At 37.3% G+C, this 22,093-nt stretch carries 24 protein-coding genes; 13 read left to right on the top strand and 11 right to left on the bottom strand.

All coding sequences use genetic code 11. From position 1 onward, the window contains the following. Positions 1 to 2: 2 nt before the first annotated feature. The gene (locus tag AW165_RS15240; protein WP_060466315.1) at positions 3 to 1,340 is read left to right on the top strand and encodes a TrkH family potassium uptake protein; all 1,338 of its coding nucleotides are present in this window, start codon (positions 3 to 5) and stop codon (positions 1,338 to 1,340) included. 39 nt (positions 1,341 to 1,379) lie between these two features. Here the strand turns inward: AW165_RS15240 and AW165_RS15235 are convergent, their stop codons facing one another. The 3 genes from AW165_RS15235 to AW165_RS15225 form a co-directional block, all read right to left on the bottom strand. After that, positions 1,380 to 2,531 (bottom strand): phospholipase A, encoded by a 1,152-nt coding sequence (locus tag AW165_RS15235; protein ID WP_060466314.1) that lies wholly within the window; start codon positions 2,529 to 2,531, stop codon positions 1,380 to 1,382. 21 nt (positions 2,532 to 2,552) lie between these two features. Then, a complete protein-coding gene (locus AW165_RS15230) occupies positions 2,553 to 5,492 on the bottom strand; it encodes an insulinase family protein (RefSeq protein WP_060466313.1) in 2,940 nt (979 codons plus the stop codon). 251 nt (positions 5,493 to 5,743) lie between these two features. Further along, entirely contained in the window at positions 5,744 to 7,840 is a 2,097-nt protein-coding gene (locus tag AW165_RS15225) for a TonB-dependent receptor (RefSeq protein ID WP_060466312.1), read from the bottom strand. A 237-nt stretch (positions 7,841 to 8,077) separates the two neighbouring features. On the opposite strand from AW165_RS15225, the gene AW165_RS15220 reads away from it, so the two are divergent. The 8 genes from AW165_RS15220 to AW165_RS15185 all read left to right on the top strand — a co-directional run bounded on the left by AW165_RS15220 (position 8,078) and on the right by AW165_RS15185 (position 13,751). Then, positions 8,078 to 9,082 carry an adenosine kinase gene (locus tag AW165_RS15220; protein WP_060466311.1) on the top strand — a complete coding sequence of 335 codons (1,005 nt, stop codon included), beginning with the start codon at positions 8,078 to 8,080 and terminating at the stop codon, positions 9,080 to 9,082. 16 nt (positions 9,083 to 9,098) lie between these two features. Further along, positions 9,099 to 9,407, top strand: coding sequence for a Rieske (2Fe-2S) protein (locus AW165_RS15215; RefSeq protein WP_003652095.1), 309 nt, complete (start codon positions 9,099 to 9,101; stop codon positions 9,405 to 9,407). Positions 9,408 to 9,432: 25 nt separating this feature from the next. Next, entirely contained in the window at positions 9,433 to 10,041 is a 609-nt protein-coding gene (locus tag AW165_RS15210; protein WP_060466310.1) for an OB-fold-containig protein, read from the top strand. A 375-nt stretch (positions 10,042 to 10,416) separates the two neighbouring features. Beyond that, complete coding sequence (gene cydP, locus AW165_RS15205) at positions 10,417 to 10,611, top strand: cytochrome oxidase putative small subunit CydP (protein WP_005306157.1); 195 nt, start codon at positions 10,417 to 10,419, stop codon at positions 10,609 to 10,611. Continuing rightward, positions 10,611 to 12,197 (top strand): cytochrome ubiquinol oxidase subunit I, encoded by a 1,587-nt coding sequence (locus tag AW165_RS15200; protein WP_060466309.1) that lies wholly within the window; start codon positions 10,611 to 10,613, stop codon positions 12,195 to 12,197. Before cydP ends, AW165_RS15200 begins: the two co-directional genes overlap by 1 nt. Continuing rightward, positions 12,194 to 13,339, top strand: coding sequence for a cytochrome d ubiquinol oxidase subunit II (gene cydB, locus AW165_RS15195; protein WP_060466308.1), 1,146 nt, complete (start codon positions 12,194 to 12,196; stop codon positions 13,337 to 13,339). The genes AW165_RS15200 and cydB overlap by 4 nt, the downstream gene beginning before the upstream one ends. 10 nt (positions 13,340 to 13,349) lie before the next feature. Then, positions 13,350 to 13,451 (top strand): cytochrome bd-I oxidase subunit CydX, encoded by a 102-nt coding sequence (gene cydX / locus AW165_RS15190; protein ID WP_000270276.1) that lies wholly within the window; start codon positions 13,350 to 13,352, stop codon positions 13,449 to 13,451. Next, positions 13,452 to 13,751: a cyd operon YbgE family protein gene (locus tag AW165_RS15185; RefSeq protein WP_081037740.1), complete on the top strand. Its 300-nt coding sequence runs from the start codon at positions 13,452 to 13,454 to the stop codon at positions 13,749 to 13,751. Between the two features lie 12 nt (positions 13,752 to 13,763). Here AW165_RS15185 and AW165_RS15180 read toward each other — a convergent pair whose 3' ends face one another. The 6 genes from AW165_RS15180 to AW165_RS15155 form a co-directional block, all read right to left on the bottom strand. Then, positions 13,764 to 14,288: a GNAT family N-acetyltransferase gene (locus AW165_RS15180; protein WP_060466307.1), complete on the bottom strand. Its 525-nt coding sequence runs from the start codon at positions 14,286 to 14,288 to the stop codon at positions 13,764 to 13,766. A gap of 78 nt (positions 14,289 to 14,366) precedes the next feature. Beyond that, a complete protein-coding gene (locus AW165_RS15175) occupies positions 14,367 to 15,038 on the bottom strand; it encodes a DUF2057 domain-containing protein (protein ID WP_060466306.1) in 672 nt (223 codons plus the stop codon). A gap of 220 nt (positions 15,039 to 15,258) precedes the next feature. Then, entirely contained in the window at positions 15,259 to 15,855 is a 597-nt protein-coding gene (locus tag AW165_RS15170) for a nitroreductase family protein (protein ID WP_002121011.1), read from the bottom strand. 189 nt (positions 15,856 to 16,044) lie between these two features. Next, positions 16,045 to 17,157, bottom strand: coding sequence for a signal recognition particle-docking protein FtsY (gene ftsY, locus AW165_RS15165; protein WP_005068978.1), 1,113 nt, complete (start codon positions 17,155 to 17,157; stop codon positions 16,045 to 16,047). Between the two features lie 120 nt (positions 17,158 to 17,277). Then, positions 17,278 to 17,604, bottom strand: a complete 327-nt coding sequence (locus AW165_RS15160) for a hypothetical protein (RefSeq protein WP_002120920.1) — start codon at positions 17,602 to 17,604, stop codon at positions 17,278 to 17,280. 99 nt (positions 17,605 to 17,703) lie between these two features. Beyond that, positions 17,704 to 18,063 carry a hypothetical protein gene (locus AW165_RS15155; RefSeq protein WP_002120892.1) on the bottom strand — a complete coding sequence of 120 codons (360 nt, stop codon included), beginning with the start codon at positions 18,061 to 18,063 and terminating at the stop codon, positions 17,704 to 17,706. Between the two features lie 216 nt (positions 18,064 to 18,279). Here AW165_RS15155 and AW165_RS15150 point away from each other — a divergent pair, with 216 nt between their 5' ends. The 3 genes from AW165_RS15150 (at position 18,280) to AW165_RS15140 (ending at position 19,663) form a co-directional block, all read left to right on the top strand. Next, on the top strand, positions 18,280 to 18,513 hold the full coding sequence (locus AW165_RS15150; protein WP_002121063.1) for a hypothetical protein: 234 nt from the start codon (positions 18,280 to 18,282) through the stop codon (positions 18,511 to 18,513). Positions 18,514 to 18,712: 199 nt separating this feature from the next. Next, the gene (locus tag AW165_RS15145) at positions 18,713 to 19,087 is read left to right on the top strand and encodes a DUF2750 domain-containing protein (RefSeq protein ID WP_060466305.1); all 375 of its coding nucleotides are present in this window, start codon (positions 18,713 to 18,715) and stop codon (positions 19,085 to 19,087) included. Positions 19,088 to 19,231: 144 nt separating this feature from the next. Then, positions 19,232 to 19,663 carry a CBS domain-containing protein gene (locus AW165_RS15140; protein ID WP_032036362.1) on the top strand — a complete coding sequence of 144 codons (432 nt, stop codon included), beginning with the start codon at positions 19,232 to 19,234 and terminating at the stop codon, positions 19,661 to 19,663. 55 nt (positions 19,664 to 19,718) lie between these two features. Here AW165_RS15140 and AW165_RS15135 read toward each other — a convergent pair whose 3' ends face one another. Next, the gene (locus AW165_RS15135; protein WP_002121101.1) at positions 19,719 to 20,927 is read right to left on the bottom strand and encodes an aspartate aminotransferase family protein; all 1,209 of its coding nucleotides are present in this window, start codon (positions 20,925 to 20,927) and stop codon (positions 19,719 to 19,721) included. A gap of 227 nt (positions 20,928 to 21,154) precedes the next feature. On the opposite strand from AW165_RS15135, the gene grxD reads away from it, so the two are divergent. Next, on the top strand, positions 21,155 to 21,496 hold the full coding sequence (gene grxD / locus AW165_RS15130; protein WP_002120913.1) for a Grx4 family monothiol glutaredoxin: 342 nt from the start codon (positions 21,155 to 21,157) through the stop codon (positions 21,494 to 21,496). Between the two features lie 47 nt (positions 21,497 to 21,543). On the opposite strand, the gene AW165_RS15125 is transcribed toward grxD, so the two are convergent. Then, the gene (locus AW165_RS15125) at positions 21,544 to 21,867 is read right to left on the bottom strand and encodes a hypothetical protein (RefSeq protein ID WP_060466304.1); all 324 of its coding nucleotides are present in this window, start codon (positions 21,865 to 21,867) and stop codon (positions 21,544 to 21,546) included. Positions 21,868 to 22,093 lie beyond the last annotated feature (226 nt).

Here is a 22,093-nt window from a genome sequence, read left to right as displayed (position 1 = left end):
ATATGTCCATATATCCCAAGCCTCATAAAACCTTAAATTTAAGCCCTCCTTCACTTTTAGCGCTAGGGTTTTTAGGCTTTATTACTTTTGGCACTTTATTACTTAAATTGCCATTTGCGAATACAGGCAATGTCAGTTGGATGGATGCGCTTTTTACAGCCACCTCAGCAGTTACAATTACCGGTCTATCTGTTTTAAATATTCATGAATCTTTTACCCTCTTTGGGCAAACTATTATTTTATTACTGATCCAGTCTGGCGGTTTGGGTTTTATGACTTTTGCGATATTGGCCGCATTAAGTTTGTCACCAAAAGTTGGTCTTAAACAGCAAATGATGGCTCAAGATAGTCTCGGACAAACAAGCCTATCAAAAGTTACTTTTGTTGCTAAAGGAGTTGTCACCTATACCCTTATTTTTGAGCTGATTGGTACAGTTATTCTTACCGCTGCTTTTGCACCAACCTATGGGTTTGCACGCGGTTTATATTATGCAGCTTTTTACAGTATTTCCTCATTTAACAATGCTGGTTTTTCATTATTTTCCAATAGTTTAATGAATTTCCAGAGTAACTATATTATTTGTATAACCATTAGCATCCTTTACACCTTAGGTGGTCTTGGTTTTTTAGTGCTCATGGATATTAAACAAAACAAAAAATGGAAAAAACTAACACCCAATAGCAAGCTTATTCTTACCACTATTGCAATTATCAACCTCGTTGCCTTTATTTTAATATGGGCCTTAGAAGCTCAAAATCCCGCGACTTTAGGGATGTTAAACTCAGGTGAACAAGCCTTAAACGCTTGGTTTCAAGCAACAGTCCCACGATCTTCAGGCTTTAATACCATTGATACAGGTGCAATGACCAACAGTAGCTCCCTACTGATGATGTTACTGATGTTTATTGGTGGTGGTTCACTGAGTACAGCGGGTGGAATCAAAGTTGGCACCTTTGTCATTTTAGTACTTAGTGTAATTTCATTTTTACGCCGTACAGATGAAATTAGAATATTTAATCACTCTGTATCTCACGAAACCACCTATAAAGCATTAGCGGTAACTGCTATTACGAGCATACTGATTTTCATGGGCTTCTTTATTCTTTTGCTTTTAGAGCCTAAAGCAGATTTTATGAATTTGCTTTTTGAGGTTGTTTCAGCAGCATGTACAGTAGGTCTTTCTCGTGGAATCACACCAGATTTACATAATGGTAGTTTATTTATTTTAAGCCTACTCATGTTTGCTGGACGACTTGGACCTTTAACACTCGCCTATTTAATCGCTACTCCGAAAAAGAGTCGACTTAAACACCCTCAAGCCAATATTCAAATTGGATAATAAAAAAGCCGCTTTAAAAGCGGCTTTTCTTATAGCGTCTTAGTACCAATTCAAGAGCGATACACCCAAACCAGCATAAGTTGCTCGATGGTTATAATCAATTAGGCTTTCACCATAACCGTTAAACAACTGGAAATGTCCGCGTAACTTGCCACTGATTGGAAAAGCCCAATCAAATTGCACAGCGCCATGAGAGTCATCACCACCTTTCAATGAATGACGCAGCATTAAAGAGAAATCATTCTGTTTCCACTTATAAAACGCTGTTAAATCACCACGACCAATGTAATCTTCCATATCCGGATTATTATCATCTTTACTATCTTCTTCAAGACGAATCCATGGTCGAAGCATTAAAGCAAAATTACCACGCTCCAATCCAACATTAAAAATTACACGGTTCCAGCTACGAGATAATGGATCTGAACGACCATTTGACTGATGGTTTAAGGTAACTCCAAGCAAACGCCCATCTAAACCAAGCAACTCGTAGTTCGTTCTAAACATTAAACTTGCTTCTGGCTCATAGTTCGTTTCACGGAATGGGCGAGATTCTTCAGCATTGAACGTCTGCCAACGTGAAGATTGCGTATACCCTACCCACAAATCGCCATTATTTCCAAAAATATTTTCCCAAGCTTTGGTTTTCAAAGAAATCTGAAACTTACTTTCTGTTGATTTCAGATTCTGAGCATCCGTTACAGTATTATTTGGATTTGGACTACTCGGGAATTCATTCTTATCACTAGTCCAAAATACAGGTAGTAAATAGACTGGTTGATAAGCACGAATATTCCAAACACCTAGCTTACTTTTTTCAGATAATTCCCAACGTTGATCTAGCAAAGAAGTAGTAGGTTCAAGTGTAGGTGCTTTACCAATCACTTTAATATTACTAACTGTATCTACAACCTTATCTTTAAATGTTTCTGGTTGAACAACAGGCTGATCGATTTTTTTAACAGGCTCAGGTACTACAGCGGCTTGCACAACAGGAAGAGCTGCTGGTTTAAATACAGAGTCGTAACAAGCCAGACGATCGGCATTCGAAGCAAGAGCAACACATGCATCAACTGTGGCAGGGTTTGCTGGAGCTAAGGTATCAGCATATGTTACAGACGCACATAAACAGCTAAGCACGATTCCCATGCTTAGCTGTAAAGATGTGCGTTCAAATTGTTTGAACGCCATGTTCAATCTCCAATTTTTATTTTAATTAACTTGTTGAATGGTAAAACCTAATTGCTGCAATTCATCACGTTTAGCAAATGGCGCAACTACAGCTTTTACAGGAGTTTGCTCTACTAAATATTGACGAGCAACACGTTTTAAATCATCCAATGTTACATGCAACAATCTTTCGCGCAAAGTACGACGGAAAGCTGGTGTTCTCGCATGCAACAATGCATAACATGCTGTAATCGCTTCACCCGCTGGAGAGCCTGGTTTATCCATACTTGCCACTAAACCAAGAATTGCTTCTTCAAGCTGATGAGGTTGTTGCTCTGTATTTAATAACCATTGCACGCTTGCTTCAAAGTCTTTAAACGTCTCTGCTAAACGTGGGTCACGGTAGCTAAAGAAACGGAATGAACACGCATTTCCATCATAACTAGCACCGCCGCCATAAGCACCACCTTTTTCACGGATAGCACTGTGCAAGAATCCGTTACGTAAATAAGCTGCCAATACCATTAATGGAGCCGCATCTGGATGTGATACTTCTACGGCTTGATATGCAGACGCACAGAATTGAACGTTTGCCTGAATTAACCATGCTTCATGATTATTATCATTAGCTTGTTCTACTTGAGTTAACTCAGTTGTAGCTGTATCAACATTCAACTTATCCCAAACATTCTGGATTTCTTCAACCAAACGTTCAGATTGATGTTCTTCACACACTAGTAAGAACTGTTTAGGTGCTTGCAACAACTTACTATGAATACGTTTTAATTCTGCAATCAGCTCATCATAAGCGGCATCATCTTGGGTAATTTTAGTAACAAGCTCACCCAACCAATTCAATGCACCTAAACCCGTGTTTTGATAGTCACGTTGAGCCAGAGCACTCATGTTACGAGAAGCAATCTGCATCGCATAGCTGTGACCTGAACCAGATAAACGAGATTGCCAACGTGTTTTACGTTGTTGCAGTAACTCGATAATTCGTTCTTTCTCATCAAATCGAAGCTGTTCAAATGCTAATTTTAATAAATGAATTGCATCAAATTTCTGAGTCAACGATTTAGTCGTTAAAGTCAGCCAAGCACTAATTTTATCTTTATCATCAACTTTACTACGTAAAGAAGCGCCCATTCCTAAACCACCACTTACAGCGGTTTGCAAGTTTTGTAGTTCAAGATAGCCATATTCGCCTGCACCCACTTCACCCATCAAAATAGAAAGCAAATTGAAGTAAGGTGACTTCACAATATCTTCAGGGATCTGGATAAGTACTTGTTGATAGTAAATGCCGTTAGTACCCGCATGGTACAAGTTCAACGGCGTATCCATACGATTACAAATAATTTCGCGTAACTGACCTTGCACAATATGCAAGTCAGCAGGTACATCTTCCAAACCTACTTTTGGCAATAACTCAAGATTATCAGGAGTGTCCTGACGTTCCTCTAAAGCCTTAGTCTTAGCAATGATTTCAGCCTTATCAGCATCTGTTAGCTTTTCACCAATAGCCGCTAAACGAGCTTTTTCCGCTTCCTGCTCTTTTACAGACTTGGTCGGGTCTGGAACTAAAGTCATCTGTACGCGATGAGGGTTGTCGAGCAAATGTGTTTGAATCAGATTTGATAACCACATTGGGTCTTTCAACTCTTCTTTAACTTGTGCAATTGCGCTGTCAACATCCCAGATTTGAATTGGGTCATTGTGGTGAATCGCACCACTTAAGCCATTTAAAATTAGACTTAAACCATACGGTGTACCATCACCATTAATTTCACGTTGATGTAACTCGATTTGATGCAAAATTGCATCGACTAAATTACTATCAATTGGTTTTGCGGCAACATCACGCAGAATATTTAGAACACCATCTTTAAAGCTTTGCGCATGTTCAGGATTTGAACCTTGAACACCACAGTAGAAAGTCATTTCAAAATTACTATCGTCTACGCCCATTAATGGACCTGTAGATTGAGCATAACCACAAGTTTCCAGGTAATGACGGAGTGGCGAAGCTGAATTTTCTAATAAAATCCCTTCAACTAAACGCATTCCTAAACGCAATTTAATGTCATTTGCTTCTGGTAATAACCAAGATAGAACATGATAAGTTTTATCTTTTAAATCATCACTATCAACACCATAGTTTTCTGTTACTTCAATTGGTGCTACTAAGCGTTTTTCGGGCTTAGAATATAGAGTTGTTCCCGCAGAAAACTTATGTAGAGCTAGTTTTTCAAACTGCTCTTGTAGTTCATATGCTGTTTGATTACCAAAGGTCATGAATACAGCATTACTTGGATGGTAATGTACTTTATAAAAATCGACTAACTGCTCATACGTTAAATCAGGAATATCTTTCGGGTCACCGCCTGAGTTGTAATGGTAAGTCGTTTCAGGAAATAAATGATGGGCCAACTGATGATAAAGTTGGTCAGACGGCGCACTCATCGCACCTTTCATTTCATTAAAAACAACACCTTTATATACAGGTTGACCATTTTCAAGTTCAATACGAATACCTTCTTGAGCAAAATCAAGTGGATTCAAATTGGCAGCAAATGCCGCATCAAGATAAACAGAAAGTAAGTTTTGAAAATCTTTTTTGTTTTGAGTAGCGAATGGATATGCTGTCCAATCTGCTGCTGTAAATGCGTTCATAAAAGTATTTAAAGAACGACGAATCATTAAAAAGAATGGATCACGTACCGGAAACTTTTCAGAGCCACACAAAGCCGTATGTTCTAAAATATGTGCCGTGCCTTTAGAGTCCATAGGCTGTGTTCTAAAAGCAACAAGAAATACATTTTCATCATAATCAGTTGCCAAGTGATAATGCACCGCACCTGTGACTTTATGCTTATATTCAGACACTAAAATATCTAATGCTTCTACATGGTGCTGACGTAGCAACTGAAACGCAGGGTGAACAGTTTGAGAAATGGTTTCAGTGACATCTACAGTCATGTGATCTCCTAACATATCGGATAAGTGAATAAGTCTCATTATAGCCTGAGTCAGCTTGAGATTGGCGAACAAAAGCCAAGTAAAATACTATGTTTTTGTTGAGTATTAGTTTTCATTGGCACAGCTTTGATATCAAGCACATAGCCATGAATGTTTTATCCTACCAGAACAAAAGCTTTTAATTCTATGTATATATTAACCAATAAATAAAAAAGCCCATCAAGTTGATGAGCTTTTAGAAAAACGTTTACTTAAAAGCGATAACGAAGTGCAATTTGAGCATTCAGTGGATCGCCCATCATATTTGAATCATTGGCTCCGCTATGTCCCGAAACAAAGTAATCACGATCAAACAAGTTATTTAAGTTGAAGTTCACATCGTAACGTTCACTTTGATAACCTAATGCTGCATTTACAACAGCATAACCTGGTAACACGTTTTTGTTATCTGGCGCACTAAAACGTGATGATTCAGCACGACCACCTACAGCCGCATACCAATGATCATTAATTTGATATTTTAACCATAAGTTAGCGGTGTTATTTGGCGTAAGCGCAGAACGATTGCCTGTCAGTCCAATAGTAGATTTTTCAATCTTACCATCCATATAAGAATAGCCAGCTAATACAGATAATTGATTAGTTAATTGACCAGCTACTGATAACTCAACACCTTTAGTTTTTTGTTCACCTGCTAACAATGCTTGATTTGGGTTTGCTGGATCTTGGTTTTGAATATTAGTTTGGCTCATTTCAAATAAAGCCAATGTCACATTCAATTGATCATTCACATCCCACTTCGCACCGACCTCAATATTCTCGGTTTTTGTTGGCCTTAAATCATCACTATTTTGATAAAAAACAAATGAATCTGCCAAAGGTTGGAAAGAGCGGTTATAAGAAGTATAAAGTGAGATATTGTTTACTGGCTGATAAACTATCCCTATTCGTGGTGAATAAGTATTATCAGTACGATTTAAATCCAGATTCTTACTCGTTTTATCGTCACGATCTTGCGACAAGTTGTCATAACGTAAACCAATTAAAACTTTAAGCTGATCTGTAACTGTCATTAAGTCCTGTACATATAAGCCATAATTTTCAAAGGTATTGCTATTATTATTACTTGCAACTGTTGTCCCTGTATTAATAGGTGTCCAATATTCTAATTTAGGGTTATACAAATCAGTGATTGTTTTAGCACCTTGCCAAAGTATCTCATCTTTATGCTGCTTACTAAATTCAGCACCAATTAAAGTACTGTGCTTTAAGAAACCTGTATTAAATAAAGCACTCAACTCTTGCTGAACATATACGCCATCTTCATTACGTAAACGTTTATTTTGAGTCAATTGGATTTGATCAGCTGGCAATTTTTGATGTGAATCAACACTATATTGACGGTCTAATGAATAGTTATAGTGACGAACAGCACCATGATATTTCAAATTGTCATTAAACTCATGATCTAAGCTAATAGTTTGGCTTGAGATTTCAGTGTCAACATCACCAACCTCTTTACCGTTTAATGCACCATAAAAAGTTTTAGGGTTGGTTTTAACTGGTTTACCTGTAATTGGATCTGTCGGAAAACCTTGATCTGCTAAACGGTCATCATGCAAATAATCAGCCTGAATTAAAAGCTTCGTCTTATCTGAAATATCCCATTGTAAAGATGGAGCAACCGCTTGGCGTTTTAAAAAAGCCTGATCACGATAACCATCTGAATCTTCAACTGCGCCAGTTAAACGAACCTTAACATTCTCTGCTACTTTTTCACTCACATCGACTTCTGCACGGCGTTGCCCTGTTGTGCCGCCAATAAGACTGACTTCGCGCAAAGATTCATCCATTGGTTTTTTATTAATTTTATTAACTAATCCACCCGCAGAACCACGTCCATATAATACAGAAGCAGGCCCTTTTAATACTTCAATACGCTCAACATTCGACATGTCTCGAAAATACAATGCATCGTCACGAATACCATCTACATAGTTATCTGTGATTGCAGAGAAACCACGAATCATGACCTGATCACGTTGCCCGTCACCTACACTAAAGCTCAGACCAGCAACGTTTTGCAAGGCACCTTGCATTGAAGTGACAGTTTGTTCTCTTAAAACTTGTTTAGGCACCACATTTACGATTTGAGGAACATCTTTTAATTGCATAAGTCCTTTAGTTGCAGTTGATGCTTGTCCCACTTCTTGTTTTAAGCTTTGTTCCTTTTCAGCTTTTACCGAAATTGTTGGAAGATTGGTTACAGCCTGTTGCTCTGCCTCGACGGCATATACATGGCTCGTCATAACCCCAACTGATGAAATAAATAAAATAGAACGCTTCATGTAAGTTCGCTACGAAAAATTTCATGCGAAGTTTCAATGAAGTACACTGTATTTGTAAATATTAGCAAGAATCATTATTAATTGATAATATTTATTAAAAGTAGCATTTCAATAGCTTAGTTAAACAATAATTTTCCATTAATCTATGAATTAACTGAATTTTATTCAACAAACTACAGCAAATCCAAGCAATGGTGTAAACTTAGCAACCTGATTTTTTTATTTGTGACAACACATATGGCAACTGTAGATCTTTTTGCAATTGGTAATGCATTAATCGACCAAGAATTTAAAGTGTCTGATGATTTTTTAAATCAACAAGGCTTGCAAAAAGGCACAATGCAGTTGTCCGATGGTGACACTCAATCTGCTCTTTATGCAGAGTTAAGACAACACCAAGACTACAAAGGTCAAGCGAGTGGCGGTTCGGCAGCAAATACGACAGTGGCTTTTAGTGCATTAGGCGGAACTGCTTTCTATGGTTGCCGTGTTGGTAACGATGATTTGGGTTCAATTTATCTGCAAGGTCTAAATGAAGCTGGCATTAAGACTACCCCAAAATCGATCAGTGAAGGTGTTACAGGTACTTGCATGGTACTCATTAGCCCTGACTCTGAACGCACAATGCACACCTATTTAGGTATCACTGCGGAACTCTCTCAAGATCAAATTGATTTTGAACCATTAAAAACAGCAAAATGGCTTTATATTGAAGGTTATCTTTCTACAAGTGAAACAGCGCGTAAAGCTGTAAAACAAGCGAGAGAAATTGCAAAAGCAAATGGTGTTAAAATTGCCCTATCTCTTTCAGATCCTGCGATGGTGCAATACGCTCGCGAAGGCTTAGAAGAACTTATGGATGATGGCGTAGATTTACTATTTTGTAATGAACAAGAAGCCTTAATGTATACAAATACAACATCTGTAGAAGATGCTCTTGCTCAACTAAGTTTTAAAAATCATACAGTAGTCATTACACAAAGTGCTAAAGGTACTTTAGTTTCTAACCCTACCCAACATTTCCATGTGGCAGGCCGTCATGTAGAAGCCGTTGATACAAATGGTGCAGGCGATGCATTTGCAGGCGCATTCCTTTATGCCCTCAACCATCATCAAGATTTGAATGCTGCTGCACAGTTAGCTGTCTTAATTTCGAGTGAAGTTGTTTCTCAATTTGGCCCACGTTTAGCAATTAATGATTATGCTAAACTTCTTGAAAATTTTCAGAAGGAATGTGCTTGAAATGGAAAGGATCTGTATGACGGAAGAAGTTCCTGAGCGTGAAGCTAGAGCTTTTGACACTTTACAAGGAACGACTATTTTCGTTACGCAACGTGACGGCGCATTCTATGCTTATCAGAATTTATGCCCACATTTGCAAACTGAGCTTGAATATTTAGAAAATCAATTTCTTGACCAAGATCAAGAATACATCCAATGTTCTACTCATGGTGCTTTATTTACCGTGGAAACAGGTGAATGTATTTCTGGACCATGTTTAGGCGATTTTTTAAATAAAGTTGAGCTTAAAGTACATTCAGATGGCGGTATCTATATCGTAGACTGAAGCTATAAACATTAGAGTTTCTGCCATGGCTAATTTCTTTTTCAATTATTATCTTATGCCATTTCACTTAAGTGTAGTGGCTTTGATATTGCTCAGCGTGGTAGAAACCATTGGTATGTATATTGGACTCCGTCCAAGTCAGTTACTCAAAAAAATTGCACCCGATTGGCTTTCTAATTCGCCGCTACTTAATGTTAAATTTTCTAAAGCTCTAATTTTCGTTTTTTTACTCATCAATTTCAGTTATGCAGGCTACTTTTTACAACTCTCTTTCTTCGCAATTCAGCATTATTTTATTTCCCCATTTTATTTAATCGTCCCTGCACTTGTGATCGCAATCTTTTTTACTGTGTTCATGATTCACTGCCTTGACCAAGTGATTAAACCAAAGCTCACTCATACTAACTATAATCTTTTAGGGCGATTAGCAACTATTTCCAGTGGTAATGCCAGACCTGGATTTTCTGCCCAAGCCCGCGTGCGTGATGAATTTGGTCAACTCCACTACGTTCAAGTAGAACCAGAGTACGGCGAACTCGAATTATACTCTCAAGTTATTCTTGTCAGAGTTCATAAAAGTCATTATGTAGCTAAGAAAATTTCTGTATCTAACGATCTTTTTGCACCCGATTAACTCTTAATTATTCTTGTAGTTTCCTATCACTTTTTGCAGGCTTCATTACGCCTGCATTTTATTATTTTTCTTTTTAATTAATTATTATTCCGAGCACCTTAGTTGGAAATAAATTTAATAAATATTATATACAACCATTTTAGTTGGTATTAAATAAAAACAAACTATTTTAATAAACTTTATATTTTTATTTACAAGTGTTTTAGTAGGAATTAATAATCAATTCAAACTATTTTAGTATGATATTCATTTTAAAATAATAAGATATTGTTTTATATAAACTAATTATTTAAATATTCATTTTAAATATATTTAATGTTTATTTTTATTATGTTTTGATTAATAATGAAATTATTATCAAATGAGGTTTAATATATGAGCCTTTATTTTAAAAATCTTAATAGTCGTTTAATTAAAGAAATCACTATTATTCTAATAATAAAAATAGTACTTCTTTTAACGATTAAACATATTTGGTTTGATGCTCCCACCATCCCCAAAAATTTCGACAATCAGGTCGCTGAGCATATTGCTGGCGATAACATTTCCAACATTAAGGAGACACGTTGATGATTTCTGAAAGCGTGGTTGATCTTTCGCGGTTTCAATTTGCAATGACCGCAATGTATCACTTTCTTTTCGTCCCTTTAACTTTAGGTTTGGCATTTATCCTTGCCATCATGGAAACCACTTATGTCATTTCTGGTAAAGAAATTTACAAAGATATGACTAAATTTTGGGGAAAATTATTTGGTATTAACTTTGCTTTAGGAGTTACAACTGGCTTAACAATGGAGTTCCAGTTTGGAACAAACTGGGCTTATTACTCTCACTATGTAGGTGATATTTTCGGTGCACCATTAGCAATTGAAGGCCTTATGGCATTCTTCCTTGAATCGACATTTATAGGTCTATTTTTCTTTGGATGGGACCGGTTAACGAAGGTTCAGCATCTAGGCGTAACATGGTTAGTCGCTTTAGGTTCTAACATGTCAGCGCTCTGGATTTTAGTGGCGAATGGTTGGATGCAAAACCCAGTAGGTGCTGCATTTAACTTTGAAACGATGCGTATGGAACTAGTTGATTTCGGCGCGCTTATCTTTAACCCTGTAGCTCAGGTTAAATTCGTCCATACTGTATCTGCGGGTTATGTAACTGGTGCAATTTTTGTACTTGCTATCTCAAGCTACTACTTGCTTAAAAAACGTGATCTACCTTTTGCACGTCGTTCATTTGCAATTGCTGCAATTTTCGGTCTTGCATCTACACTTTCAGTGATTTTGTTAGGTGATGAATCTGGCTATGAGCTAGGTGATGTTCAAAAAACTAAACTCGCTGCGATTGAAGCCGAATGGGATACTCACCCTGCTCCTGCTCCATTTACCTTGTTTGGCGTACCAAATCATGAAGAAATGCGGACAGATTATGCAGTTAAAATTCCCTACGCATTAGGTTTAATTGCAACTCGCTCAACAACCAAAGAAGTTACTGGTCTTAAAGACCTCATGCAACAGCATGAAGTCCGTATTCGTAACGGTATGCTTGCCTATGCTGAACTTGAAAAATTACGTGCAGGCGATCGCTCACCAGAGTTATTGGCTTCTTTTGAGAAAAATCAAAAAGATCTAGGTTATGGCCTACTTCTTAAGAAATATGCACCAAATGTAGTTGATGCAAGCGAGCAAAATATTAAAGCTGCTGTAAAAGATACTGTTCCAAATGTTACAGCGCTATTTTTCTCTTTCCGCGCCATGGTTGCCTCTGGCTTCTTAATGCTATTACTTTTCATTTTAGCGACTTGGGCGGTAGCAAAAAGAAATGCTGAAAACAAACCTTGGCTACTTAAATATGCATTGTTTGCACTGCCGCTTCCTTGGATTGCTGCACAAACTGGTTGGTATGTAGCTGAAGGAGGACGTCAACCATGGTCAATTGGTGAAATCTTACCAACCCACCTATCTACTTCTAGTTTAAGTACTGGTGACGTATGGGGTTCGATTCTTGCCTTAGCAGCGTTCTATACAGCGCTTTTAATTATTGAAATGTATTTAATGATCAAATTTGCTCGTTTAGGGCCAAGTTCTCTGCACACTGGCAAATATCATTTTGAAAAGCAAGAACCAAAAGCATCTGTTAATGGGGAGGCCTTATCATGATTGAATATGAATTATTAAAAATCATTTGGTGGGTGTTAGTTGGCGTACTACTGATCGGCTTTGCTCTGACTGATGGCTTTGATATGGGTTCTATGGCTCTCATGCCTTTCGTTGGAAAAACCGATAGCGAACGCCGTGCTGCAATCAACACGATTGCACCACACTGGGATGGGAATCAGGTCTGGTTTATTACGGCGGGCGGTGCACTATTTGCTGCTTGGCCAATGGTCTATTCTGTTGCCTTCTCTGGCATGTACTGGGCACTGTTATTAGTTTTATTCGCACTTTTCCTAAGACCAGTCGGCTTCGATTATCGTTCTAAACTAGATAATACAAAGTGGCGTAATTCTTGGGATTGGGGCCTGTGCATTGGTGGTGCCGTTCCAGCGCTTGTGTTTGGTGTAGCGTTCGGCAACTTATTTCTAGGACTACCATTCGGGTTAGACGATACTTTACGCTCTGAATATACTGGCAGCTTTTTTGCTCTTCTCAATCCATTTGCCCTAGTTTGCGGTGTTGTGAGTTTATCTATGCTTTGTGCACATGGTGGTGCATGGCTCATGTTGCGCACAGATGAAGCTTTAAAACAACGCTCTGCCAAAGCTACTCAAATTATGGCAATTATATTTTTAATTTGTTTCCTTGTGATTGGAGCATGGCTCTATTTCGGGCAAGTGCCAGGTTATAGCTATGCTGTTGCTATAGACCCAAATGCTGCGCTTAACCCTTTAGCTAAAGAAGTGGTGACTAATAGCAATCCTGGTTGGATGAATAATTACACCACCTATCCAGTGACTAAAGTTGCTCCAGTTCTTGCAATATTAGGCGCCATCATTGCAATTTTTGCATCCTCAAAAGCAAAAGCGGGCTTAAGTTTTACTGGCACAAGTTTAATGATTGTAGGAGCAATTTTAACTGCTGGCTTTGCCCTATTTCCGTTCCTGCTTCCATCTAGTATTAATCCTAATTCTAGTTTGACGATGTGGGATGCTGTATCAAGTCATCTTACGTTAGGCGTTATGACTGTCGCAGCCTGCATTTTTGTTCCTCTTATTTTGATCTATACCAGTTGGTCTTATTACAAAATGTGGGGAGTCATTACCAATAAACACATCGAGTCAAACTCGCATAGCTTGTATTAAGGAGAACACAATGTGGTATTTCGCATGGATCCTAGGCATTTTGATGGCATGTTTTGCGGGTGTACTCAGTGCACTTTATATCGAACATCATCAAAATTTAGATGAGGAATAAATGATGGCAAAAGCAATGGCAGCATCAAATCATCGAAAAGCTCAAGCATTTGCAATGGCCCTTTCTTTTCTGTTGGCATTGCCTCTTGCTGCAATTTTGTTGGTTTACCCTTCACTCATGCTAGATGCTAACGGACATTACAATCATAGCCAGCTTATGCTGGTGATGATTGGTATTTCTGGTGGTTTTATTTATGGAGTGGGTTTCGTACCCAACTTCTGGCTATGGAAATGGCTATTTAGCCCATGGGTGGCTTGGCCTCTCATGCTTTTAGGCTATTACATCTGGTTTCTAACCTAAATCAAAAAGACCTCAAATGAGGTCTTTTTTCATTTTAACCAATTTAATAGGCACCCTTGGCACGCCTACATTTGCCTCAACTGGATATGGCTGTTCATTACCCGTTTTCACATATCCACGTCTTTCATAATAAGCTATCAATTCAGAACGGACATCGAGTACATGCATTACGGCGTTAGTCAGATGTGGATCTTCTTTCAATGCATATTGCTCTGCATATTCTAAAACAGACCGACCTACTCTCATATTTTGAACTTGAGGATCCGTACAGAATGTTCCAATCTCAACCTGACTATTTTCAAATGTGAGCCCAATACACGCAACAATTTTAGAAAATTCAGTTTCCGCTACCAATAATGCTGAATTCATAAGTTGTAGTTGTTCTTCTAATTGATGCTCTGTAATACGCACTCCTTTTACCCACTCTAGCTCTGTTGTCCAACTTCGACCCTGCTGTTCTCGATAAGACTTATTAATTAAATCTACAAGCTGTGGAATATCAGCAAATGAAGATAAACGAAATTTTAAATTATTCATAAAGTACACTTAGGCTATTTATAAAAATTCTAAAAATAAAGCCGATATTAAATCGGCTTTATTTTAAATAGCAATTAATTAATTTGATTGTTCAGCTAACCATGCCATGAATTTTTGACGCTCAGCTTTAGATGCTTTCTGCCAAGTTTCAACTAAACGTTGATCATTCGTTTGTACTCCACCTGTTGCTGCCATAGACGTTGCAGTTGGCACAACAACTTGAGCGGAAGTAGGTTTAGCCGATGCATATACTGCTTCAGGCTGTGGCTTAGATGATCTAGTTGTAAAGTCAGTTACTTTACCCAACAAGCCAGTTGCAAACCATGGTTTTGCTTCATTGTTTGCGCCCGTTTGTTTCACAATTAATTCATTATTTGCACTGTATAAAGCAACTGTTGGTTGTTCAGCATATTTTTTCGCATTTTCATAATCTTTAGGTACATCTACCATCGAAAGCTTATAAGTTTTCCCATCTTGCAATGCAGGCGTTTGAATTGTGACTACTCCAGATTTAACAATGTCATGCTCCCCGCTTAAATGTTCAAAGTATTCTTGATAGCGCACACTTAAGCTTGCTTCACCAGCATCGACTTTATAATTATTTTTAGATGAACGAAATAACCCAGAGTTGACTTCCTGACCATTCACCGCAAGGATTACAATTTCCTCTGGTGCTGTAATTGTAACTGCTGAAAATACCGAACCGCTGAGTAATAAACCAATTGCAGCAACACCTAATCTTAAAGTCATCTGTCTCTTTCTCTGTGTTTGATAAGCTATTAAATCATGAGCAATATGCAATATGATTGTGACTATTTTATGACAAAGCAGTTATCGACTAATTTCTTGATTTATTATTTTGAAATATACATTTGAATTTCATAAATTTTCGTTTTATGTATTCCTCCTATTCATTCTAAAAACATAAAAAAAGCACCTAAAATAGGTGCTTTTTTTAATTTCAACTAAATTAATTGAAAGTTTTGAAACGATCAGCATCATTAATAAATGCTTTTTCACCTGCTGGTGCTTCAACCGAACCAAATACTAATTGAGCACGTAATTTCCAAGTTGCAGGAACATCAAATGCTTCAGCTGCGTCTGCATCGACAATTGGGTTATAGTGCTGTAAAGAAGCACCTAAACCAAGCTCTGAAAGCGCAGTCCAAGTTGCAAATTGAGCAATTGCACTTGAGTGTTCAGACCATACAGGGAAATTGTCTGCATATAGTTCGAATTGCTCTTGTAAGCTTTTAACAACAGCTTGGTCTTCATAAAATAAAACCGTACCAACACCAGCTACGAAGCTATCAATTTTTGCATTTGTACCAGCAAAAGCTTCTGCAGGAACAATTTTACGCAAAGCTTCACGAACTAAATTCCAGAATTTAGCATGAGATTCACCGTATAGTGTCACTACACGTGAAGATTGTGAGTTAAAAGCTGAAGGACTATGTTTAACTGCTTCACGAATAGTTTCTTCAATTTTAGTGCGATCTAATGCAACGTTTTTACCAATTGCATAAATTGTACGACGGTTTTTAATTTTATCTAAGAAAGTAGACATTTTGTTATTTCCTACCTATTGATTTGACCAAGGGCCGTTGTTTGGGAATGAATACAGTGTATTAAAGTCATTTTTCATAATCAGCATTAAAAATATGACAGTTCGTTTTATTTTCGCAACAATAAAAAAAGATATACATATAAAAAAAGCTTCACGATTTAGTGAAGCTTTTTAAGGTTACCAACCAATTTACTTATCAGTTTCAAACAGGGCAGCAACAAAAGATTTAGCCGAGAATGGTCTTAAATCATCAATTTTTTCACCTACACCAATAAAACGAATTGGCACATGGGTGCGGCTTGCAATATTAAAGAGTACCCCACCTTTCGCAGTTCCATCCAACTTGGTAATGGTAATACCCGTTAAACCTACAGCTTGATCAAACTCTTGTACTTGGTTAATCGCGTTTTGACCTGTTCCTGCATCTACCACCAACATAATTTCATGAGGTGCAGTTGCATCAATTTTCTGCATAACACGTTTAACTTTTTTGAGTTCTTCCATCAAGTTACTTTTATTATGTAAACGACCTGCCGTATCCGCAATTAATACGTCAATTCCTTTAGCACGAGCACTTTCAAAGGCATCAAAAATAACAGAAGCACTATCAGCTCCATGACCTTGAGCTACTACAGAGATATCGTTACGTTCACCCCAGATCTGTAATTGCTCAGTTGCTGCGGCGCGGAATGTATCACCAGCAGCCAACATCACTTTTTTACCTTCACCTTGTAAACGTTTCGCCAACTTACCAATAGTTGTAGTTTTACCTACTCCATTTACCCCAACCATCAAAATCACATACGGTGATTTATTAGGGTCAATATGCAATGGCTTAACACGTGGAGCCAACAAAGCAACCAACTCTTCTTGTAACGCTTTATATAAAGAGTGGGAATAGATCAAATCACCACGAGCTGTACGCTCTGTTAAATTGGTAATGATCGTTTTTGTTGCTTCAACACCAATATCTGCAACCAATAATTGCTCTTCGACTTCTTCAAGTAACTCATCGTCAATTTCCTTTCCGCCAATCAAGATATTGACCATACCATCAGCGAAATTACGACGAGTTTTGGTTAAGCCTTCTTTCATCCGGCCAAAAAAACCAGTTTTTGGTTGTTCAGCCGCTGTTCCTGTAGAAGCCACTTCGTCTTTGGCTACTTCAATATTTTCTTGTGATTTAGCAGGAGATTCAACGATGGGAACATCGATAGCAGGTAAATTAGGTAATGTGACATCGTCATCACCGATCTCAGCATCTATCAAGAATTTATTTTGCATATTCGATTGTTGCTCCATGCGGATTCCTTGAAAAGCAGCGCGTTTAAAAAGATAAAGTTTAGCATAAATTCAAAATTTTGCCTGCCACAATAGTGCTCAAAAAGCTTTGGAAACCAAGATTTAGCCGGATTAACCCATTTACTGAGTATCTTCCTGAGCAAGTGCTGGATATTGTCTAATATGAGCACCTTCAAATTGATATGCATGCATTAACTTTAAATACTCTGCTCTATGAATTTCTGATTGAGCTATTAACAGCTCAGCCATATCCTGAGTTTTAGGATAAGTAGCTTGATGAGAGAGTTGTATAATTCGTTGATATTGTTCCGGACTAATAGGCCGAAGTAATGCTAAATATGACAGCACAAAAATACAGCCAATGACAATAACCACAAATAGGTTAAAACATTGATCAACTTTTAACTCAGATTTTAATTTAAGAAAATTTTGTTTGAATATGAGCATGACCTACCTCGAATTAGTGTAGTGTAGGGTTCAATACTCATAAGCACAAGATCAAACATCCAGTAAGGCCAAGAATCGTACCTTACTGGATAATAATACTTAGCTTATTAGTGAACGAATGACGGAAAAGTATAAAATTGCTGCAATAATCACCAAGACTAAAAACATCGCAAAAATACTTAAACCTTCTTCAGCATCGGCTGGATGCAGTTCGTCTTCGTCGGCAATTTTTCTCAGTTCACCATCATAAACTTGATAAAACCAGTTTTTTTGTGCAGGTTCCAAATGCCTTGCAAAGTCAAATACTCTTTTGCGCTGAGCAAGACAATAATCCCCTAAATGGATCTCTTGATGAAAGATCGCTTCGTCTAATAGTTTACGATGATAATGGGCTAGTTCTATGATTTGTTCCTCTCTAGGTGGAGTATCAAAAACAAAGCCATCGATAGTATTTGTCATATTTTATTCTCCTTGTCTTTTATTCTCATATTGATTTTACTCAAAATTATTTGTGAATAATGTTTAATCATGTATCCTAATAGTGAATTAACTGGTATGCACCAATAGTTGACAAATCCATTAATTTGTAATATTAGTTTAATAATTCTAAGTTAAATTAATTTAAAGGCAGTAGCCTTTAGAAAAAGTAATCATAATTACAATAAGGAGTTTTCTATGATTCAACGTATCTCTCATCATGATTTAGAACATGTGTACGCAACTGCAGTAAACACAATTCACTCTCAAATGAATTTTCAGGATGCAGTTGCACAGTTAGAAGAAGTTGCTCGCGCTGGGCACGGTAAAGCTGCTCTGTTTTTAGCTGAATTGTATTATCAAGGTTTCCGTGTTGAACGTGACTCACTTAAAGCACAATATTGGCAAAAGTTAGCCACAATGCAAGCATAAAGAAACGTCACCTAGGTGGCGTTTTTTTACGTCTGGAAATAAGTAAAACTAGCAATTTATATAAAGCTTTAGCCACTTTAAGTAAAGGATATGAATTTCACAGCTGGAATATTTGTTTACGATTTGATACCTGTTTAAACTGAAATGTCATCTGATTTTTTTATAATAAGCAAGACAAGTTAGAACCTTTAAATTCACAATGAAAAGTTTAAGTAATCTACAACCGGTTTCAAGAGACTTGATGATTAAGATTTATATTTTAAGAACCATGATGTATTGCGGGGTTCTTTGGGGATTATTTCATCAGGGATGGGCAATTAAATCAGATCAGGAAGACTTTATTTTTCCTTTTTGGCTTAATGGTTTGCAGGCACATCGCTACGCAAAAGAGCATTGGCCACATTACAAACCAAGAAGAATTACACCTAAAGATTTCCATGAGTTTTTACTACCAACTTTAACACGACTCAACGTCACTCCTGCTTTGTTTAATTCATCTCATAGAAAATTAAAGTTATCTACTCAGCAAATGCAACATTTCTTTTTCAAACATCCGAATTGGCAAGGAGCGTAAACTTTTCTTTAGGTTCTTAACCTCTATTAGAATGCTTTTTGAACGCTTGAATGTAAAACTTGTATTTGAATGACTATCCAGTCTTTGCATTTTTATAAAATCAAGCTAATTTAAAACAAAATGATAAAACATAGGACAGAAGAAATGACAATCGTTGCACAAGTAATCAAGAACAAAGCAGAACAAGATATTTTTACAATTTCTCCAGAAGCCACTGTCCTTGAAGCAATTAAGATTATGGCGGATAAAGGAATTGGTGCACTCGTCGTATCTGAGGGCGAAAAAGTTGTCGGAATTTTATCTGAACGTGACTACACACGAAAAGTAACGCTTATGGAACGTTCATCATATAGCACTACAGTTGCTGAAATTATGACATCCAAAGTGCTTACAGTAAGCCTAAACAATACAGTTGAAGAGTGCTTACAGCTTATGACAGATCGTCACTTACGCCACTTACCTGTATTAGACAATGAAAAACTAGTTGGATTTATCTCTATTGGTGACTTGGTAAAAGCAGCGATGGAAGATCAGAAAAATCTCATTGAACAATTAAAACAGTACATCTCTGGTTAATTATTTCATATAAAAAATGGGCATTTATATGCCCATTTTTTATTGATGTAAAAATTTAAAGATAGTTATTAATTAAAGCAACTAAACGCTCTAACAAGTCATCAGCCTGTGCTTGAGTCATATTAATTGGTGGTAATAAACGCACTACTGAACCAGCTGTAACATTAATAATAAGTTTATGTTGATCTCGAGCTATTGCAACGAGCTCAGCGCAGTCTTTAGGCAATTGAATACCAATCATCATACCAAAGCCACGTACTTGCACATTTTTATCTGCCAATTGCGCACGTAATTGATCAACAATATAACCACCAACAACTGCCGCGTTTTCTACAGCATTCTCTTTTTGGATTGTATCAATTACTGTATAAACCACACGAGAACCTAGCACTGTGCCACCATAAGTAGACCCATGGCTACCAGGTCCTAATAAGCCAACAGCTTTACCTTGGGTCATTACCGCGCCTACTGGAAAGCCATTACCAAGTCCTTTAGCAGTCGTCAAAACATCAGGCACAATGTTTGTATGTTGATAAGCAAAATACTTACCGGTACGGCCGTTACCTGTTTGGATTTCATCTAGCATCATTAGCCAGTTATGTTGATTACATATGGTGCGGACTTCTTCAAGATAGCTAAAGCCTTGAGGTGCTGTATTAATACCACCCTCACCTTGAATAGGTTCAATCAAAATCGCAACAATATCTGGGTGCTGCAAAGCAGCTTCTTGAATTGCTTCTACATCACCAAATGGCACACGAATAAAATCATTGGTTAAAGGAGCAAAACCATCTTGTACTTTCTTATTACCAGTAGCTGAAAGTGTTGCTAAAGTACGACCATGAAATGATTGCTCTGCCACAATTATCTTTGGGGAGCTTACACCTTGTTGAGTACCAAATTTACGAGCAATTTTAATGGCGCCTTCATTTGACTCTGCACCACTGTTTGAAAAGAAGATCTCTTCCATCCCTGAAACTTCAGCAAGCTTCTGAGCAGCTGCCGTTTGCCAAGGAATCTCAAATAAGTTACTTGTATGCACAAGTGTTGCAGCTTGTTCAGCAATTGCTTCTGCAATGACTGGATGCGCATGACCTAAACCACATACAGCAATACCGGTTAAAGCATCTAAATACTCTGTGCCATCTTCGGTATATAGATATGCTCCTCGGCCTCGTACAAAACTGATCGCTTGGCGACCATAAGTAGCCATTAAATGTGATGGTTGATCAGGTTGTATTGGAGCTAGGGTAATATCATTCATAACGAACTCTGTCTGTATGAGGTTTTAGGAAGGGTTTATATAAGCAAAAACTAGCTCTGATGAAAAGTCTCATCACTCATTTATCTAAAATTTCGTCCGCTTTTTGCTATCGCTTCGGTTTATACAATAAAATATTGAATATTCAATGCAACTTTAAGTAATCAGGTGGTTTGCAAAGCGGTATGAACACCCCCTATAATGCTGCTAGATTAGTTGAGGATCTCTTTATGACTGAACAAGCACGTGATACTGAAGCGTTAATCCGCGATCAAATTGCGAAGCATCCCGTTTTACTTTACATGAAAGGCACTCCACAGTTTCCACAATGTGGTTTCTCTGCACGTGCTGTAGAGGCGCTCAGTCAAATTGGTCGTCCATTTGCATATGTAAATATTTTGGAAAACCCTGATATTCGTGCAACCTTACCAAAAATTGCGAACTGGCCTACATTCCCGCAACTTTGGGTAAATGGCGAACTTATTGGCGGTAGCGATATCATGCTTGAAATGTTCCAAAATGGCGAATTAAAACCATTAGTTGAACAATATAGCGCAGCGCCAGAAGCATAAATAATAAAAAAGCCAATCAATAGATTGGCTTTTTTATACTCTCAATTTTAACGATCACTTACCCCGACATAGCGAAATAAATTTTCCACACCTAAATCAGATTTTAAAATAATTAGATTTTCATAAGTTGTTGTCGTGAGAGCTTCAAAAATATTCATATTCGGATCTTCGTGCAACTCATCCACATTTTGATCTATACACTCTTCAAATCGATCAGCAATAAATTCAAACCCCAAATCCATAGCAATAAATAAAGTATGTTCACATGGCTGAATATATTGTTCTTGCGCCCAGTCAATTATTGCTTGTTTGCAAAATGGACATTCAATATTCGCAGAAGCATCGTTAAGTTCAATCAATTGATAGTGCATTAGATTAGAAAAGAATAGAAAATTGTAGTGTAAAAGAAATTAATTAAAAGTTCTAGAAAAGGCTAGAACCACTCATCAAAAAACACACAATAAAATTACATTGTAATGACAATATAATTTCAAATTCTCAATTAAAGGAAATATCTTAATATATGTTTTAATTACAAAAAATTTAGTTTAAGAATTATCGTTGCAAAAATAATAATGTAAAATCATGGTTGTTGCA

This window comes from Acinetobacter sp. LMB-5, assembly GCF_001541635.1.
GTDB classification, from domain to species: Bacteria; Pseudomonadota; Gammaproteobacteria; order Pseudomonadales; family Moraxellaceae; genus Acinetobacter; species Acinetobacter pittii.
The sequence above is the reverse complement of the archived record's forward strand: the minus strand, read 5'-3'. Positions and strand labels throughout refer to the sequence as shown.